Here is a 16126-nt window from a genome sequence, read left to right as displayed (position 1 = left end):
CTTTTCAGTATCGGACACGGTGTCCGGGGGAAGAACGGGTTGGGGTGGGTTTGGTTCCGGGTGTAATCAGCTTATAAAGTATCGGAGGCGAGTTTAAAATACTGACTCGCTTTTTACGCGAAAACCATTTATTTGCGTAATAGATGAATTTAGAGGGGGTTGTTGTGAAAGTTGTATCGATCATAAATTATAAGGGAGGGGTGGGTAAGACGTCCTTAACCGCGAATCTTGGTGCGGAGCTTGCTTGGAGAGGCAAAAAAGTTCTTCTGATCGATCTAGACGCGCAGGCATCCCTTACATTTTCATTCATAACGCCTGAGGACTGGCTTAAAAATTTTGCGGACAATAAGACCATTAAATCATGGTTTGACGCCTTCGAAAAAGGAAAGCCGATAGAACTTTCTAACCTGATTGATAAACCGTCAAGAATAAAAGAGAAACTTTCTGGCAAAGGTAGTTTAGATTTAATTTACTCCCATCTTGGCCTTATAAATGTGGATTTGGATTTAGCTGTAAAGCTAGGTGGGGCGAGCTTGGCTCAAGCCAAAGCTAATTTTATATCTATTCATAATCGTCTTTCTGACGGCCTAAAAGAGTCAGCGTTTGAAGCGTATGATGTCATTTTAATTGATTGCCCTCCTAACTTTAACATCGTTACAAAAACTGCAATTGTTGCTAGTAATTATATCCTAGTCCCAACTCGACCTGATCAACTTTCGACCTTAGGTATTGATTATCTGATGCGAAACGTTGAGAAGTTAACGAAAGATTTCAACGATTACGCCGAACTAGACACGGGTGATCAGGTAGACAAAATTGATCCAAAAGCCGTAGGGATCGTGTTCACAATGATCCAAGAATATGATGGTGGCCCAATCGCAGCACAGAGAGCTTTTATTCAACAGCTCCGCCGCAAAACAATCCCTGTATTCTCACGGTATATTAAGAGGAACGACTCTCTTTTTGCAGATGCCCCAGTCTACGGAATACCTGTGGTGCTTAATGGTTACACTAGCAATAGCCACCAAAGCGTCGTAGATGGTTTGGAGGGTGTAACTGACAATTTCGTAACAGCAGTAGGATTATAGGATGGCTACTTCGAAGCGCGCGCCAAAAACTCAGACAATCTCAATATTGAAGATTGTAAGCAAGTTTCTAGCGTCTCTAACAGCTTCGGAGATCGATGATCTGGTCTCAGGAAAAACTCAGCTCAAGCTTTCGTTAGGTTCAGCAGCGGATGTAGGCCGAAGCAATGATGATCAGGGTCGACCAGCGGTATTGGAGTGGGAGAAGCTGAGGGAAGCTTTGACGGGTGCAGACACTACAGAGCAGGGTTTCGCGATTTTGACTTCAATTGGAATGTCACGGCTAGAGCTTGAGCAGTTTAGCCGTTTTCTAGATCTTCCTATTTTGAAGCAGGATAGCGTGTCGAGGTTGCAGCAAAAAATCGTTGAATCGCTTATCGGTTCACGGCTAAATTCCAAAGCTGTGAGAGGCCGGTAATAGGTCTGTGACAACATTGAATGATCTCTCAAAAGTTCATTGATCCCACTCCCCATCCACAAACTTCAGCGCATCAATAATCGACACCTTCCAAACATCCCAAACATGGTCCCCATCTGTAATCCGCAGTTCGGATTTGCGGTTGTCGGCTTGCAGGGTTTCGTGGAGGGCGATGGCGCCGCGCCATAGGGAGAAGCGGTCATCGTCGCCGACGGTGAGGTAGGTGGCGGGGAGGTCTTGTTTTTTGACGACGTGCTGGGCGACTGTCGTGAAGATGTTTTGTTCGTTGAAGCGTCTGGCGTCGAAGGGTGTGCCGAAGGAGCCGGAGAAGTGATCTCCGGTGGAGGGAAGCACGATGCCGCTGGTGATGGTGGTGCGGTCGACGCGGTGGAAGAAGGCGCTGTCCTGGATGAGCTTCAGTTCCTCTGGCGTCTTGTCGAGATCGGTGGCGGGCACGTTCTGCCATATCGCGCCTGAGAGGCTGGCGACGGCGGCGTACAGGTCTTCATGGGCGTAGGCCAGATGCAGTGCGCCGAAGCCGCCCATGGATAGGCCGATAATGGCGCGGCCCTGTCTGTCCTTGCGCACGGGCAGCGTCTTTTCCACATGCACCCGCAGGTCGCCCGTCTGCGCCGTCTCGTAATTGCCGGGGCCGCCGACATCGGCGGAATTTACATACCAACTGTTCTTCACGCCCGGCATGACGACGACAACAGGGCGGATTGTGCCTGATGCGATCATGCCATCCAGCGTTTTCTCGATATTGCCGAGATCGCGCCAGCTGTTCTGATCGCCATCATGGCCATGCAGGAGGTAAACGACCGGCCAGCCATTGTCCGGCGGATCGCCATCCGGGAGGTAGATGTTGACGGGCAGATCGGTGTTCAAGGCCTTGCTGTGGAAGGTGGCATCTGCAAGCTTACCCGCCACGCGGGCGGAGGCTGCCAAAACGAGGGCCATCATGGAAAACGCCAACAGTTTGGTGCGCATGCTCACCTCAAACCTTCCCGTTATGTCGCTGCTGTTTCAAAATCCGTTTATGAATTCAAACAGTAACATGAGGCTTACCGTCCCGGCCTGCCGGTCTTGCCCTTCGTGCGGCCCTTCCTCTTCTGCTCACCGGGATCCTCATAGGAGCCGACGCCGACCTTGCCACGGGCGATGGGGCGGGGGTCGTCGCTGGATCCTCGGGTCAAGCCCGAGGATGACGGAGAGCTAGAAGCGGAGTCCGTGCGCTCCGGCTGGCCCTCCAGAAGAGGGGAGAAGCGTTTGCCATCTTCGCTCTTCGGCTTGGCCGGTGTCGCTCCCTTGACCGGTTTTTCGGTGCGGCCGACGGTCATTTCGTCGAGGCTGTTTTTGCGGAACAGGGGTTTGGCGGTGTCGGTACCGGGGCCCATGTTGTCTAGGGTGGGTTTGGCGAAGAGGGATTTAGAGGCTTGTGGGTTTGGCTCACCCCCCTCTGGGCTGCCGCCCATCTCCCCCTCAAGGGGGGAGATCGACTTGGAGCGGCCGCTCGGGCCACCTCTTTTGCCGGGTCTGCCGTTGTTTCCACCTTCCAGCGATTTCGCCTCTTCCTTCGCGATCGGGTCGTCCATGGCGGCGAGTTCGGCGGCTTTGAGGCGTTTGATTTCGTCGCGCAGGCGGGCGGCTTTTTCGAAGTCGAGGTCGGCGGCGGCGTCGCGCATGGATTTTTCCAGCGCGTTGAGGTGGGCCTGAAGATTGTTGCCGACCATGTGGCCGCCATCGGCGAAGCCCTTGCCCGATGCGCCTGAAATATCGGCGCGGACGTGGTCGCGCTCATAGACGCTGTCGAGAATATCCGAGATGCGGGCCTTGACGGATTCGGGCGTGATGCCGTGTTCGGTGTTGTAGGCCACCTGCTTTTCGCGGCGGCGGCTGGTTTCTTCCATGGCGCGCTTCATCGAGCCGGTGATCTTGTCGGCGTAGAGGATGACCTTGCCATCGACGTTACGGGCGGCTCGACCGATGGTCTGGATGAGCGAGGTTTCGGAACGCAGGAAGCCTTCCTTGTCAGCATCGAGAATGGCGACGAAGCCGCATTCGGGAATGTCGAGACCTTCGCGCAGCAGGTTGATACCGACAAGCACGTCGAATGCGCCAAGGCGCAGGTCGCGGATGATTTCGATGCGTTCCAGCGTGTCGATATCCGAGTGCATGTAGCGCACGCGCACGCCCTGTTCATGCAGATATTCCGTTAGGTCTTCGGCCATCCGCTTGGTCAGGACGGTGACGAGGGTGCGGTATCCGGCCTGCGCCGTTTCGCGGATTTCGCCCAGCACGTCGTCCACCTGGCTGCGGGCAGAGCGGATTTCGACCGGCGGATCGATGAGGCCTGTGGGGCGGATGACCTGTTCGGCAAAAACGCCGCCGGACTGTTCCATTTCCCAATTGCCGGGGGTGGCCGACACGGCGACCGTCGGCGGACGCATGGCATCCCATTCCTCGAAGCGCAGCGGGCGGTTATCCATGCAGGAGGGCAGGCGGAAGCCATATTCGGCCAGCGTCGCCTTGCGCCTGAAGTCGCCCCGGTACATGCCGCCGATCTGGCTGACGGAGACGTGGCTTTCATCGATGAACAAAAGGGCGTTGTCAGGGATATATTCGAACAGGGTCGGCGGCGGCTCGCCGGGGCTGCGGCCGGTGAGATAACGTGAATAGTTCTCGATGCCCGCGCAGGAGCCTGTGGCCTCCAGCATTTCGATGTCGTAGCGGGTGCGCTGTTCCAGCCGCTGGGCTTCGAGCAGGCGTCCGGCCTTTTCCAGCTCGGCAAGGCGGCCCTTCAGCTCTTCCTTGATGGAGCGGATGGCACCGTTCAGCGTCGGGCGCGGGGTGACGTAGTGCGAGTTGGCGTAAATCTTGACCGATTGCAGATCGCCGGTCTTCTGGCCGGTGAGCGGATCGAATTCAGTGATCGAGTCGATCTCGTCTCCGAACATGGAGATGCGCCAGGCGGCATCTTCCAGGTGGGCGGGGAAGATTTCGATGGTATCGCCGCGCACGCGGAAGGAACCGCGCTGGAAATCCATATCGCGGCGTTTATATTGCTGGGCCACGAGATCGGCCAGCAATTGGCGCTGATCCAGCCGGTCGCCGATTGCCATCTGGAAGGTCATGGCGGTGTAGGTTTCCACCGAGCCGATACCATAAATGCAGGACACCGAGGCGACGATGATGCAATCATCCCGCTCCAGCAGCGAGCGGGTGGCAGAGTGGCGCATGCGGTCGATCTGCTCGTTGATCGAAGATTCCTTTTCGATGAAGGTATCCGAGCGCGGCACATAGGCTTCCGGCTGGTAATAATCGTAATAGGAAACGAAATATTCTACCGCATTGTCAGGGAAAAAGTTCTTGAACTCCGAATAAAGCTGCGCGGCCAGCGTTTTGTTGGGTGCCAGAATGACGGCGGGGCGCTGGGTGGCTTCGATGACCTTGGCCATCGTAAAGGTCTTGCCGGAGCCGGTAACGCCGAGCAGAACCTGGGAGCGCTCGCCGGAATTGATGCCCTCGACCAGATCGGCAATCGCCGTGGGCTGATCGCCCGCCGGTTCGAAATCCGACTGCATGCGGATGGTAATGCCGCCTTCGGATTTGGCCGGACGGGCAGGGCGGTGCGGCGTCCACATCTTGCCGTCCTTGAACAGCGGATTGCCGCTTTCGATCAGCGCGGACAGTGCCTCGACTGTCGCGGTGACCGCGCCGGTGGCGAGGTTTTCGGCATCCTCAAGACTGACATCCATGCCTGCAACCGGGTTCAGACCGGCGGCGGCGCGGGTTTTCGGATCGTTGGACGCTCCGATGGACACGCCACGGGACGTTTTCTGGGCGGTGGCCTTTTTGTTGACACTGCCGCCGCTCTTGGCCTTCTCGGCCTCTTCGATGGCTTGTTTGCGTGCCTCGATCTCGATCTTCTTGCGGTGCTTGCCTGCTTTCGACGCGACCTCGCGCTGGGTCTCCACCGATGACGCTTCCGCATCTGCCTCCAACTGCTTTACCCAATCGGAAACGCTGCCGGACAGCGGCGCGCCTTCAAACGGTGCCTGTGGCATTTCCGCGAAGCCATCGGAACGGGAGGTCTTGTCGGGGGATTTTTTCGGTGATCTTGCCATGGTCGGAATATGGAGAGAGTCCAATTGAAAGTGAAGGGGTGCGGAGGAAAAAGAGAGTACAAACAGGAAACATTTTACGTTCTGCCTGTTCAGCTTTTTGGCTGTGTAAGCAATACGCTGTAAGCTTCAAGATGTTCCCTTACGCGGTGATGTCACCATATAATCAGGGGCATACTTTATTGCAGGTGAGGTAAAAAATGGATATTCGACCCGCGACGCCCTCCGATGCGGAAGGCATGAAGACCGTTCACGACGAGATATTCGCGGCGGGGCTGCGAAAGGCTCCGGGCGATATCAGGCAGGTGATGGCCAGCTACATCGACGAGACGGATCGCATCGGCTGCTTCGTGGCCGTCGATGATGATGGGCGTATTATGGGCTTTCAATCGCTGCGTTATGCGCGGACTGGCAATCCCTACGGCGTGGCGGAGGGCTGGGGCATTATCGGCACCCATGTCAGCCCGCATGCGGCGCGCAAAGGCGTTGGCTCCGGCTTGTTTCGCGCGACGCTGGATGCGGCAAAGACCTTTGGGCTGGCGAAGATCGATGCCAGCATCGGGGCGGATAATGCGCTCGGGCAGGCCTATTACGAGGCGATGGGTTTCAGGACATATCGCACACCGGAGGGTTTGGTATGCAAGATGTTTGAGGTGAGTGCTTAGGTGAGCGATCCGAATGATACCCGGACCGCTTTTGCATCACGCGAGACGTGCTGGTCTGAGCTTCAGGTAAAGCCAGTCCAACGCCAGCATCACTATAAGACTGACGCCCACGAGCGGGAAGATGACGCCGCCGATGATGAGCAATAGGAGAAGACCGCGGAAGACTGTGCGGTCGTGCGGCATGGGAGGAACGCCAAGTGAGCCTTTGGGACGGCGTTTCCACCACATGATGCCCGCAGAGACGGCAAGCAGGATGATGGCGAGGCAGACGATTGCCAGCACGATCTGGTTCGCTAAGCCGAATTCCTGGCCCATATGCACGTTGATGCCCCATTCCAGACCTTTGCCGAGCGGACCATAATCGGCATAGCCCATATCGATCAGTGGTTCGCCACTATACTGATCGAGGTGGATGACGCGTTGTTTCGATAGGTCGTTAGGGTAGACGGAGCCGCTGTAAACGCCTGTTGGCGTGCTCGGCAATGCCACCGCGTAACCTGGGTTCAGCCCGAGTTCGTTGAAGCGGGCGATAGCCTTGTCGATACCGATCGGCTGCATGGTGGGGTTGCTGTCCATGGGGAGGGGTGCAACGGCGGTCTCCATATGCTGGTCGTGATCGTGGGTGCTGGATTGCGGAATCTGTGCCTGTTCCAGTGACCATGAGGTCTTCGCGACATCGTTGAGGTGATTGCCGGACATGGGAACGTCTACACGCACGCCTGCCGGATATCCGAAGTTGCTGCCGTTGGCCCATTCATTGACCTTGGCGCCCCAGACACCGGACCAGGGCATGCCCGTGATGGCAAGAAAGACGATGAAGAAGCCAACGAAGATGCCGGTGACGGCATGGGTATCGCGCCAAAAGACGCGTTTTTTAGGCGTGCCGCGAACGCTGACGACACCGCCGGTCTGGTTGCGCGGCCACCAGAGATAGATACCGGTTGCGACCAGCAGGATGGACCAGCCACCGGCTATTTCGATGGCATATCGCGCATAGGTGCCGAAATACTTCAGGCTGTGGAGATAGCGGATTGTCCACATGACGGTGCCGCGATCCGGCAGCGAGCGGAGGACCGTGCCGGAATAAGGGTTCACATAGACCGCAAGTTTACCATCCGGCGTGTTGACGGTGATTTCTGCCGATGACGTTTGTGTTGGCGGATCGGTGAATTTGACGGCAGTGCCGGGATGGGCGGCAAGGGCTGCAGCCAGCATCTGCGATGCAGCCACGTGCTGCTGGCCGATTTCCACCTGCTTCAGATCGGCATGGATAAGGGCATCCAGTTCGGTCTTGAAGAGGTAAAGCCCGCCGGTGATGGCCAGCGTTATCAGAAACGGCAGGACGAGAAGACCGGCATAAAAATGCCAGCGCCAGACGGCGCGGTAAAGATTGACGGAGGAGGATTGCACAGCTTGGCGCTCCTCCTCGAAAGACGAGGTGACGGACATGAATTGTCTCCGCAAGACGATGAGGGTTCCGGCAGGCCGGATCGATTATCTCAGGAATGCGAGCGGAGAGGAGGGCCGCGGGGTTGCGATTCGTGGTTTGGAGGCGGTGGCGCGGGTTTCGCATAGGCCGCGATGAAGCCGATTTCGGCCTTCGGGACAATTGGCGCGACGAGTTCAACTGGCGCCTCAACAACCGCAACAGCGGCGTTTGCAGCCAGACGACAAAGCGTACCACAGCAATTGTTGGCAAGCTTGCCGGCGGGGTCCTGTTTACCGGTCGCTCCATCCGGCATGTGGGTGGAACAGATGACGCCATCCGATGCCAGCGCCATCGCTGCCATGTTGCCGTTGGCAACGCCATTGGTGAGGCCTTGAAGCAAAAACAACAGAAGCGCCAGCGTGGCGATAGCGCCAGCCGAACTGCGATCCTGCATGATTTTGCGAATAAACCTCATAATTGGTCCTGTGCCACAGAATTTTCTCATTGTCACTGCGGCACGGTGTGGCTGCCATCGTTGAATTACAAATTGTCCATGTCGGGAAAAGGCCACGGTTTGGCGACTTTTTTGCCGGAATTGGCGGGGATTGTCGTGTCTGTCAATCTTGGCAGGAGTGCTGGAAATGGTTCCTTTTTCTCCAACGATGGCGGCGATCCGCTATGGCTATGGGCTTTCGCCCGGCCAGGTGATGAACCGGAATGCGGATGAGCTGCTGGTGCAGCTCGCCGACGCGCCATTGAAAGAGCCGTTCTTCCCAATCGGCGGGGCGGTGGAGGGGAGGCAGCGGTCTGATGATCTTGCTGACGGGCTCATCGCTATCCGCCCCGCTCAAAAAGGTGATCGGCCCGACCGCGCTGCGCGTATGGTTTTGCAGCGCAAAGCCGAACAGAGTTTTCAACGCGACAGCATGGCGCGGGTGATGCAGGCGGTCTTCTCACCTTACGGTTTTCACGAAAGGCTGGCTTCGTTCTGGGGCGACCATTTTTCCGTCAATGCGCGCAAGACAGTTCCCATGCGCGCCATCACACCCCTTTATGAGGTCGAGGCAATCCGTCCGCATCTGGCCGGACCGTTTCGTGACCTTTTGCAGGCCGCGGTTCTGCACCCAGCCATGTTGATCTATCTGGACCAGAACCGATCTGCCGGGCCAGAATCCCGGGCCGCGGAAAACCGCAAAGCGGGGCTGAACGAAAATCTCGGCCGCGAATTGCTGGAACTCCATACCATGGGAGCTGGCAGCGGTTATACGCAGACCGATGTGCGCTCCGCCGCGCTGGTCTTGACCGGGATGACCGTGGACGAGCGCTACGAGATGTTGTTTCGCCCGCGTATGGCTGAGCCCGGAGAGATAAAGGTTCTTGGCGTTTCCTATGGTGGGGACAAACGCACGGCGGATGATTGTCTGAGTTTGCTGGACGATCTCGCCATGCGGCCTGAAACCGCCACCCATGTCTGTCGCAAACTGGCAGCGCATTTCATTTCCGATGAAGCGCCACCGGAGCTGGTGACGGCGATGACGAATGAGTGGAAAGCCAGCAACGGACATCTGGTTAAGGTCTACGCCGCTATGCTCAATCATCCCCGCGCCTGGACTGAACCGGGGCGTAAGATGAAGCTGCCGTTCGACTATGTCGTATCAGGTCTGCGCGCATTTGGGATCAACCAGAAAAACTGGAAGAGCAGAATGTCTCCAGATGGTGACTATGATGTCGCGCCTTTCCCCATGGTGGGAGAAATGGCACCGAAAGACAATGCTGCGGCAGCACCGGGCAACGAGATGAAAATGGAAAAGCCGATGGCAGATATGAAGCCGGATGCAACAATGCAAAAGCCGAAGCCCAAGCAAAATCTGGCGCGCACCCTGACCCTTGCGTCCTTGCGACGCATGGGGCAACCGGTATGGCAACCACCAAGTCCTGCCGGATTTGAAGAAGGTGTCGCATCGTGGCTTTCCCCGAGCCAAATGAGCGAGCGCATTTTATGGGCGCGCAAGGCATCCAGTTCACTGGGTGGTGACACAGAGCCTAAAAGGCTTCTGGAAACCGCCATGGCCGATTTGGCACGGGACGACACCATTCGCGTCGTAAGCCAAGCCCCGAGCCGCATCAGCGGTATGACGCTGGCGCTTTCGTCGCCTGAATTCAACAGGAGATAGGAACCATGGCCTTCTCTCAGGATATGCTGATCAGTCGTCGCAGCTTTCTTGCCACCGCATGTTGCGCAGCGGCGTTGCCGGTATTCTCTCCGGTCAGCTTTGCTGCCATGCCCGGTGAAAATCGTTTCGTGACGATCGTCTTGCGCGGCGCGATGGATGGGCTCGATCTGGTGCAGCCTTACGGCGATGCAGCCTTTGCCGGTTTTCGCCCGACATTGGCATTAACACCAGATACCGGCCTGATCGATCTCGATGGGCATTTCGGACTGAATCCGGCGGCGCAACCATTGATGCCACTGTTTCAGGCGAAAGAACTTGCCTTCATACATGCGGTTTCCACGCCCTATCGCGACCAACGCAGCCATTTCGATGGGCAGGACATGTTGGAGAGCGGCGCTGAACATGTGCATGGCGAACGCACCGGGTGGCTCAACCGCGCGCTCTCATCCATCCCACGTTCGCAGGAACGCAAGGCCATCGACATCAACACGTCGATGGAGCTCATTCTGGCAGGCCCCAATGAGGCCGATGTCTGGGCTTCGACCTCAGACATGACGATGGCGGCCGATGACGTGGCCTTCTTCAAGCGGCTGTATGCGAATGACGCGGATTTCAGCCGGGTATTGGCCGAAGCCCTGCGCACGGACATGTCGGCAGAGCAGCTTTTTCAGGACGAAAAACGCGGGCAGGGCATTCGCGATGTGGCCAAGCTTGCAGGCGGTCTGCTGCGCGAAGATTACCGCATCGCCAGTTTTTCCATTGATGGATGGGATACGCATGCGGGCCAGAAAGGCCAATTTGCCAGAACGGTCAAAGACCTGACGATTGCGCTCACGACGCTGAAAGATGCGTTGGGGCCGGAAGTCTGGAAAAAGACTGTCGTGTTGGCGATGACAGAATTCGGGCGAACGGTTCGTGAGAACGGCACTGCTGGTACAGACCATGGCACCGGTGGTGTGTCTATTCTCGCCGGTGGCGGCATCGATGGTGGCCGCGTCTTGGGCAAGTGGCCCGGGCTTGGTGATGGCAAGCTGCTTGATGATCGTGACCTGATGCCCACGGGTGATGTCCGCGAACTCGCCGCAGCCATGCTCTACCGTCAGTTCGATGTCGGCAGCGAAGCGTTGACCAACGGCGTGTTCCCTGGCCTCAGCTTCGACAGATCATCGGCATATCTGAAAGTGTGAGGTGAGCGAGCAGTTCAGGCCTGCGAGATAGGAGTCGGCTTACCGTTTCCGTCCATCGCCACCATGATGAAAGTTCCAGCAGTTACTTTTTCCATGGCGTTATAGCGTGAGCGCTGCGCCCATGCTTCGACGGTCAGGGTAATCGACGTTCGGCCTACGCGAGCAACATCCGTATAGATCGACAGTGTATCGCCGATCTTCACGGGCAGTTCGAACGCCATTTCCTTGACCGCTGCCGTGACCACGCGACAGCGGGCACGTTCTGCGGCACGAATGCCGCTCGCCAAGTCCATCTGTGACATAACCCAGCCGCCGAAAATATCGCCCGCCGGATTTGCGTCTGTCGGCATGGCAAGCGTGCGAAGTGTGAGTTCGCCGGTGGGTTTTGTCAGGTCTGTCATTGGTGCTCCACGAAATGATTCGGATTGGGAAATTACGGTTTTGCGAGAAATTGGCGAGCGGCGTACAGCGCGATGGCGGCTGCATTCGAGACATTCAGCGATTTGATTTCACCGGGCATATCGAGACGTGCCAGCGCAGAGACGGTTTCACGCGTCTTCTGACGCAGGCCCTTGCCTTCGGCACCGAGAACGAGCGCGATTTTCTTGCCGCTGAATGTTCCCTCGATCGGGGCAGGGCCTTCTGAGTCCAGCCCGATGGAGGTGAAGCCGAGCTTGTGCAACTCGCCCAGCGCGTCGGCCAGATTGCCGATCTGAATGTAGGGGATCATTTCCAGCGCGCCGGATGCGGATTTGGCCATAACGCCTGATTCGGTCGGGCTGTGACGCATGGTGGTGATAACCGCACCGGCATTGAAGGCGACTGCCGAACGCATGATGGCGCCGACATTGTGTGGATCTGTAACCTGATCGAGGACGAGAATCAGCGGGCTATTCTTCAATGCGCCCAGCTTCTTGACGGGCAGGGGCTTGGTTTCCAGCATGATGCCCTGGTGGATGGCGTCTGGCCCAAGCACCTTGTCGATATCCTGCGGTGATACCATTTCGACCGGGAAAGGCTGCTCTTCCGCCGTGCCGATTTCCAGCCGTGCCAACGCGTTCAGCGTTACAGACAGCTTTACGATCTCACGTTCCTTGTTGGAAAGTGCCGCGCGTACCGTGTGCAGGCCATAGAGATGGACCTGATCCGGCGCCAGTTGCGGTGCCTTCCAGTCTTCGCCGCCACGCGGCCTGCGCTTCTGAAATGCGGGGGTGGGGATTTCGCCACGCTCTCTCTTGGCATCGCGTACCTGACGGCGCAGCGTTGCATAGTGAGTGTCGCGGGTGGATTTATCATTGGGATCGTCTTTGCTCATGCCGTCTTATATCTTTAGCGCCGCCCCAGCACCAGTACCCTGTAACGCTTCGCGACCTTTCCGTTGGGCATAGGGATTACCATCTCGCATCGTTTTTGAATGCCGTCATGTAAAACCGCTGAAGCGTTTCACGCCGGATGCACACTCATCCACAGGCCTATGACTCTGTTCGCATTTTTCGTGAAATTTCGTCACGCATCGTGTTGACAGACGCGGCGAGGGCAGTCATATACGCGGCCACAGACGACGGAACGGCAAAGCGCCGGACTAGAAATCTGGTTAAGCTTGGTCGCTTGATCCTCGCAGAATACTGGAGGAATGCCCGAGTGGTTAAAGGGGACGGACTGTAAATCCGTTGGCTCAGCCTACGTTGGTTCAAATCCAACTTCCTCCACCATTCTGCACGGATCGAAATCACCGCCGCGGGTATAGCTCAATGGTAGAGCAGCAGCCTTCCAAGCTGAATACGCGGGTTCGATTCCCGCTACCCGCTCCAACAATCTCCAGAATTTTCCACAAGCCATGTCACTCTCTTCGAGAGTCTCTGTCGATGTTTGTTTTATCGGACACGAAAAAGCCTCCGGCAGCGACCGAAGGCTTATGTCATTCGCTAATTCTTGGCTCTTGTAATCGTTACTAGCGCTGAATCACGCCGTAGATGACGCGGTTGTCTCCGCGATAGCGCCCACGGTCGTTATCCCGCCAGTTTCCTCTACGATCACGCCAGTCGCGACGATCATAATCACGGTAATGGCGGTCACGATCATAGGTCCTGTAATAGACGCCGGTAGACGCGTAACCAGCGCCTCGGTACCCACGATCATCGACGCAACCACTGAGAACGCCTACTGATAAGAAGCATAGTGCTGCTGTGACAAGTTTCATTTTTCTCTCTCCTGAATGCTGTTTGTAACGTTCAGTTCCTGTCCCGGTTCCACCGTTTGCAATGAAACGATTTAAGTCTTTGATTCACGGTTAACTGGTTGGCCTTCCCCGAAGTTCTGAAAATATGAATTGGCCTCCCATAACTAGCTGTGTGTGGAGGAGCAGTGCCATAAAATATTGCTCGTCAGGCGGAACGATTCCTAAGCACTCACCGTTTGGTTGAAAACACAGTTTTGCCTTATTGTGCGGTTTCCAGATACCGCATATGGTAGTTTTATTGCGAAATATAAACCCAGGATTGAGAATGCCTGATAAGACACCTATCCAACGTTACGTCGCCGTCAACCTTGGTGGATTTTATGTCTGGGATGTCCAGCAGAACCTTTTCTGGGCGGATGATACATTCGCCAAGATCATGGGGTTTTCCTCCGAGGAGATGGACGGTGGCTTGCCGGTAGAGCGGATGATGCCAATCATCCACGAAGATGACCGGCCCTACGTTGTGGAGGGAATAAAAAAATCTGTGCTGGCTGGGGAAGCATTTGAAATGGTCTACAGGGTGCGCCGAGGAGAGGGCTTCACAAAGATAACCGAAATCGGAAAATGCTATCGCTACATTGACGGCGTCGCGACGCTTTTCAGCGGCATTGTTTTCGAAAGCCCTTATACGGGCGAAGCGGATGCGTCCAACGTCAACCAGCCTGCTTCAATCACCTAGGCGAACGTGCGCTCTTATATCGTCGTACCGTAGAGAGTTCCCAAGACGAGTAGGGTGATCAGTAAGCCGCCAAGGGTCATGCCGATCTTGAGTTGGCGGAAACGGCGAACACGTCCGCCCGTCCAGTCATAAGCCATTGTTCAGACAGCCTTTATAATAATTTTGTTATGTCTAAAGTATTGGGTGTCTAAGCTTGCCCGACGCTGACGGCAACAATAAAAATGTATAGGCGAATTTTACCAGTTGTCGTTCACGGTGGGGTGATTTGCCCTTCATAGGGATCGTACGTTAACCGGGTTTTCTATTAAAAAAGCCCGGAGATCTGCGTGATCTCCGGGCTGTTAAAAGTCGGTATGGCGGGCCGCTTTAGTTGAAATACGGCTGGATGTAAGGCCAGACTTCGACGCCGCCGTGGTAGAGCATGTTGAGCGCTACGTAGACGATGACTGCAAGGCCTATATAGGAAATCCACTGGTAACGGTGCAGCAGCTTTGCCACGTAATTTGCGGCAAGGCCCATCAGTGCGATGGAAAAGATCAGGCCGATGATGAGGACGGTGATGTTTTCCTGCGCGGCACCTGCAACGGCCAGGACGTTATCAAGCGACATCGATACGTCAGCAATGACGATTTGAACAGCTGCCTGGAAGAACGTCTTGTTCCCCTTCGTCAGATCGGCTTCATCATCGGTGACCTCGTCTCCCGCTTTGCCCCGCGCACGCAGTTCACTCCACATCTTCCAGCAAACCCACGCCAAAAGAAGGCCGCCGAAAAGCTGCAAGCCGACAATGGCGAGGAGTTGTACGGTCAGAGCAGCGAAGGCGATACGAAGAACGGTTGCCGCAATAATACCGACAAGGATGGCCTTTCGGCGGAGGTGTCCCGGAAGGCCGGCGGCGGCAAGACCGATGACGATGGCATTATCGCCTGCAAGAACAAGGTCGATCGCAATGACCTGAAGAAATGCCGTAAAACCCGCAGCCGTAAAAATTTCCATGACAGATCCTGAAGCAGACACGAATTGGTGTCGGGGAGAGAGCGGTTGTGAAGACGGACGTTAATAAACCGGTACTATCGATTCCGGTTTCCGTGGGCCAATTCGATTGTCAATATGACGGAAATCACTTCTTCGTAAAGAGTGCGTGTGGCAGTAAAACCCTAAATCCTCCGCCACGACGCGTTGAATTCATGGAATATAGCCCCATATTGCGGTCATCACGTCGCTTTTGGCGATGCAACATGCGTGCTTACAATTAAGTCTTGCGCATTCGCTTGCAAAGCCGTAAACGGCGACACCAAACCGGTTCGCCGGGAAATCGACTTCACGTTCACAGGAAGCAATTCACATGGCAAAGAGCAAGTTTGAGCGCAACAAGCCGCACGTCAACATTGGCACGATCGGTCACGTTGACCACGGCAAGACGTCGTTGACTGCTGCGATCACGAAGTACTTCGGCGAGTTCAAGGCGTACGACCAGATCGACGCTGCACCGGAAGAAAAGGCACGCGGTATCACGATTTCGACGGCACACGTTGAATATGAGACGCCTGCTCGTCACTACGCGCACGTTGATTGCCCCGGCCACGCCGACTACGTGAAGAACATGATCACCGGTGCTGCCCAGATGGACGGCGCGATCCTGGTTTGCTCGGCCGCCGACGGCCCGATGCCACAGACCCGCGAGCACATCCTGCTGGCTCGTCAGGTCGGCGTTCCTGCGATCGTTGTGTTCCTCAACAAGGTTGACCAGGTTGACGACGAAGAACTGCTGGAACTGGTAGAACTGGAAGTTCGCGAACTTCTGTCGTCCTACGACTTCCCAGGCGACGATATTCCAATCGTCAAGGGTTCGGCTCTTGCTGCTCTTGAAGATTCTGACAAGAAGATCGGCGAAGACGCGATCCGCGAGCTGATGGCTCAGGTTGACGCCTACATCCCGACGCCAGAGCGTCCGATCAACCTGCCGTTCCTGCTGCCGATCGAAGACGTGTTCTCGATCTCGGGCCGTGGTACGGTTGTGACGGGTCGCGTTGAGCGCGGTATCGTCAAGGTTGGTGAAGAAGTTGAAATCGTCGGCATTCGCGCCACGACCAAGACGACTGTTACCGGCGTTGATCCGCAAGCTG

Annotated in this window: 16 protein-coding genes and 2 tRNA genes; 9 read left to right on the top strand and 9 right to left on the bottom strand. The window is 56.2% G+C overall.

Going from position 1 to position 16126, the window contains the following annotated elements; translation table 11 throughout:
• Nucleotides 1–164 precede the first annotated feature (164 nt).
• Both ATO67_RS02560 and ATO67_RS02555 read left to right on the top strand, forming a co-directional pair.
• The gene (locus ATO67_RS02560) at nt 165–1088 is read left to right on the top strand and encodes a ParA family protein (protein WP_067644249.1); all 924 of its coding nucleotides are present in this window, start codon (nt 165–167) and stop codon (nt 1086–1088) included.
• A 1-nt stretch (nt 1089) separates the two neighbouring features.
• Nucleotides 1090–1503: a hypothetical protein gene (locus tag ATO67_RS02555; protein WP_067643796.1), complete on the top strand. Its 414-nt coding sequence runs from the start codon at nt 1090–1092 to the stop codon at nt 1501–1503.
• Between the two features lie 36 nt (nt 1504–1539).
• On the opposite strand, the gene ATO67_RS02550 is transcribed toward ATO67_RS02555, so the two are convergent.
• Together ATO67_RS02550 and uvrB are read right to left on the bottom strand one after the other, a co-directional pair.
• The gene (locus ATO67_RS02550) at nt 1540–2493 is read right to left on the bottom strand and encodes an alpha/beta hydrolase (RefSeq protein WP_067643793.1); all 954 of its coding nucleotides are present in this window, start codon (nt 2491–2493) and stop codon (nt 1540–1542) included.
• 74 nt (nt 2494–2567) lie between these two features.
• Nucleotides 2568–5630 carry an excinuclease ABC subunit UvrB gene (uvrB, locus tag ATO67_RS02545; protein WP_067643790.1) on the bottom strand — a complete coding sequence of 1021 codons (3063 nt, stop codon included), beginning with the start codon at nt 5628–5630 and terminating at the stop codon, nt 2568–2570.
• A gap of 197 nt (nt 5631–5827) precedes the next feature.
• Between uvrB and ATO67_RS02540 the strand changes: the two genes are divergently transcribed.
• Complete coding sequence (locus tag ATO67_RS02540) at nt 5828–6292, top strand: GNAT family N-acetyltransferase (RefSeq protein ID WP_067643787.1); 465 nt, start codon at nt 5828–5830, stop codon at nt 6290–6292.
• Nucleotides 6293–6328: 36 nt separating this feature from the next.
• Here ATO67_RS02540 and ATO67_RS02535 read toward each other — a convergent pair whose 3' ends face one another.
• Entirely contained in the window at nt 6329–7741 is a 1413-nt protein-coding gene (locus ATO67_RS02535) for a PepSY-associated TM helix domain-containing protein (RefSeq protein WP_067643785.1), read from the bottom strand.
• Between the two features lie 50 nt (nt 7742–7791).
• The gene (locus tag ATO67_RS02530; RefSeq protein WP_067643782.1) at nt 7792–8196 is read right to left on the bottom strand and encodes a DUF2946 family protein; all 405 of its coding nucleotides are present in this window, start codon (nt 8194–8196) and stop codon (nt 7792–7794) included.
• 166 nt (nt 8197–8362) lie between these two features.
• On the opposite strand from ATO67_RS02530, the gene ATO67_RS02525 reads away from it, so the two are divergent.
• Together ATO67_RS02525 and ATO67_RS02520 are read left to right on the top strand one after the other, a co-directional pair.
• Nucleotides 8363–9895 (top strand): DUF1800 domain-containing protein, encoded by a 1533-nt coding sequence (locus ATO67_RS02525; RefSeq protein WP_067643779.1) that lies wholly within the window; start codon nt 8363–8365, stop codon nt 9893–9895.
• Between the two features lie 5 nt (nt 9896–9900).
• On the top strand, nt 9901–11082 hold the full coding sequence (locus ATO67_RS02520) for a DUF1501 domain-containing protein (protein WP_067643776.1): 1182 nt from the start codon (nt 9901–9903) through the stop codon (nt 11080–11082).
• 14 nt (nt 11083–11096) lie between these two features.
• On the opposite strand, the gene ATO67_RS02515 is transcribed toward ATO67_RS02520, so the two are convergent.
• Complete coding sequence (locus ATO67_RS02515; protein ID WP_067643770.1) at nt 11097–11483, bottom strand: acyl-CoA thioesterase; 387 nt, start codon at nt 11481–11483, stop codon at nt 11097–11099.
• Nucleotides 11484–11515: 32 nt separating this feature from the next.
• The gene (locus ATO67_RS02510) at nt 11516–12397 is read right to left on the bottom strand and encodes a TrmH family RNA methyltransferase (protein WP_067643767.1); all 882 of its coding nucleotides are present in this window, start codon (nt 12395–12397) and stop codon (nt 11516–11518) included.
• Nucleotides 12398–12709: 312 nt separating this feature from the next.
• Between ATO67_RS02510 and ATO67_RS02505 the strand changes: the two genes are divergently transcribed.
• A tRNA-Tyr gene (locus tag ATO67_RS02505) sits at nt 12710–12794 on the top strand.
• 25 nt (nt 12795–12819) lie between these two features.
• A tRNA-Gly gene (locus tag ATO67_RS02500) sits at nt 12820–12893 on the top strand.
• Nucleotides 12894–13033: 140 nt separating this feature from the next.
• Here ATO67_RS02500 and ATO67_RS22235 read toward each other — a convergent pair.
• Complete coding sequence (locus tag ATO67_RS22235) at nt 13034–13282, bottom strand: hypothetical protein (RefSeq protein WP_082760119.1); 249 nt, start codon at nt 13280–13282, stop codon at nt 13034–13036.
• Nucleotides 13283–13586: 304 nt separating this feature from the next.
• Between ATO67_RS22235 and ATO67_RS02495 the strand changes: the two genes are divergently transcribed.
• Nucleotides 13587–14000, top strand: coding sequence for a PAS domain-containing protein (locus ATO67_RS02495; protein WP_067643764.1), 414 nt, complete (start codon nt 13587–13589; stop codon nt 13998–14000).
• A 14-nt stretch (nt 14001–14014) separates the two neighbouring features.
• On the opposite strand, the gene ATO67_RS23680 is transcribed toward ATO67_RS02495, so the two are convergent.
• Nucleotides 14015–14137: a hypothetical protein gene (locus ATO67_RS23680; protein ID WP_280939994.1), complete on the bottom strand. Its 123-nt coding sequence runs from the start codon at nt 14135–14137 to the stop codon at nt 14015–14017.
• A gap of 229 nt (nt 14138–14366) precedes the next feature.
• Nucleotides 14367–14996 (bottom strand): TerC family protein, encoded by a 630-nt coding sequence (locus ATO67_RS02490; RefSeq protein ID WP_067643762.1) that lies wholly within the window; start codon nt 14994–14996, stop codon nt 14367–14369.
• A gap of 349 nt (nt 14997–15345) precedes the next feature.
• On the opposite strand from ATO67_RS02490, the gene ATO67_RS02485 reads away from it, so the two are divergent.
• On the top strand, nt 15346–16126 hold a 781-nt coding region (locus ATO67_RS02485; RefSeq protein ID WP_082760137.1), incomplete at its 3' end, for an elongation factor Tu.

Origin of the sequence: Agrobacterium bohemicum, from assembly GCF_001562555.1 — a bacterium.
Lineage (GTDB): Bacteria > Pseudomonadota > Alphaproteobacteria > Rhizobiales > Rhizobiaceae > Agrobacterium > Agrobacterium bohemicum.
Note: the sequence above shows the minus strand (reverse complement) of the source record. Positions and strands in the feature narration are given on the sequence as shown.

Coding starts and splice junctions, on each gene's coding strand:
- ATO67_RS02555 (WP_067643796.1), top strand. CDS start 1,090: ATGGCTACTTCGAAGCGCGCGCCAAAAACTCAGACAATCTCAATATTG.
- ATO67_RS02550 (WP_067643793.1), bottom strand. CDS start 2,493: ATGCGCACCAAACTGTTGGCGTTTTCCATGATGGCCCTCGTTTTGGCA.
- uvrB (WP_067643790.1), bottom strand. CDS start 5,630: ATGGCAAGATCACCGAAAAAATCCCCCGACAAGACCTCCCGTTCCGAT.
- ATO67_RS02540 (WP_067643787.1), top strand. CDS start 5,828: ATGGATATTCGACCCGCGACGCCCTCCGATGCGGAAGGCATGAAGACC.
- ATO67_RS02535 (WP_067643785.1), bottom strand. CDS start 7,741: ATGTCCGTCACCTCGTCTTTCGAGGAGGAGCGCCAAGCTGTGCAATCC.
- ATO67_RS02530 (WP_067643782.1), bottom strand. CDS start 8,196: ATGAGGTTTATTCGCAAAATCATGCAGGATCGCAGTTCGGCTGGCGCT.
- ATO67_RS02525 (WP_067643779.1), top strand. CDS start 8,363: ATGGTTCCTTTTTCTCCAACGATGGCGGCGATCCGCTATGGCTATGGG.
- ATO67_RS02520 (WP_067643776.1), top strand. CDS start 9,901: ATGGCCTTCTCTCAGGATATGCTGATCAGTCGTCGCAGCTTTCTTGCC.
- ATO67_RS02515 (WP_067643770.1), bottom strand. CDS start 11,483: ATGACAGACCTGACAAAACCCACCGGCGAACTCACACTTCGCACGCTT.
- ATO67_RS02510 (WP_067643767.1), bottom strand. CDS start 12,397: ATGAGCAAAGACGATCCCAATGATAAATCCACCCGCGACACTCACTAT.
- ATO67_RS22235 (WP_082760119.1), bottom strand. CDS start 13,282: ATGAAACTTGTCACAGCAGCACTATGCTTCTTATCAGTAGGCGTTCTC.
- ATO67_RS02495 (WP_067643764.1), top strand. CDS start 13,587: ATGCCTGATAAGACACCTATCCAACGTTACGTCGCCGTCAACCTTGGT.
- ATO67_RS23680 (WP_280939994.1), bottom strand. CDS start 14,137: ATGGCTTATGACTGGACGGGCGGACGTGTTCGCCGTTTCCGCCAACTC.
- ATO67_RS02490 (WP_067643762.1), bottom strand. CDS start 14,996: ATGGAAATTTTTACGGCTGCGGGTTTTACGGCATTTCTTCAGGTCATT.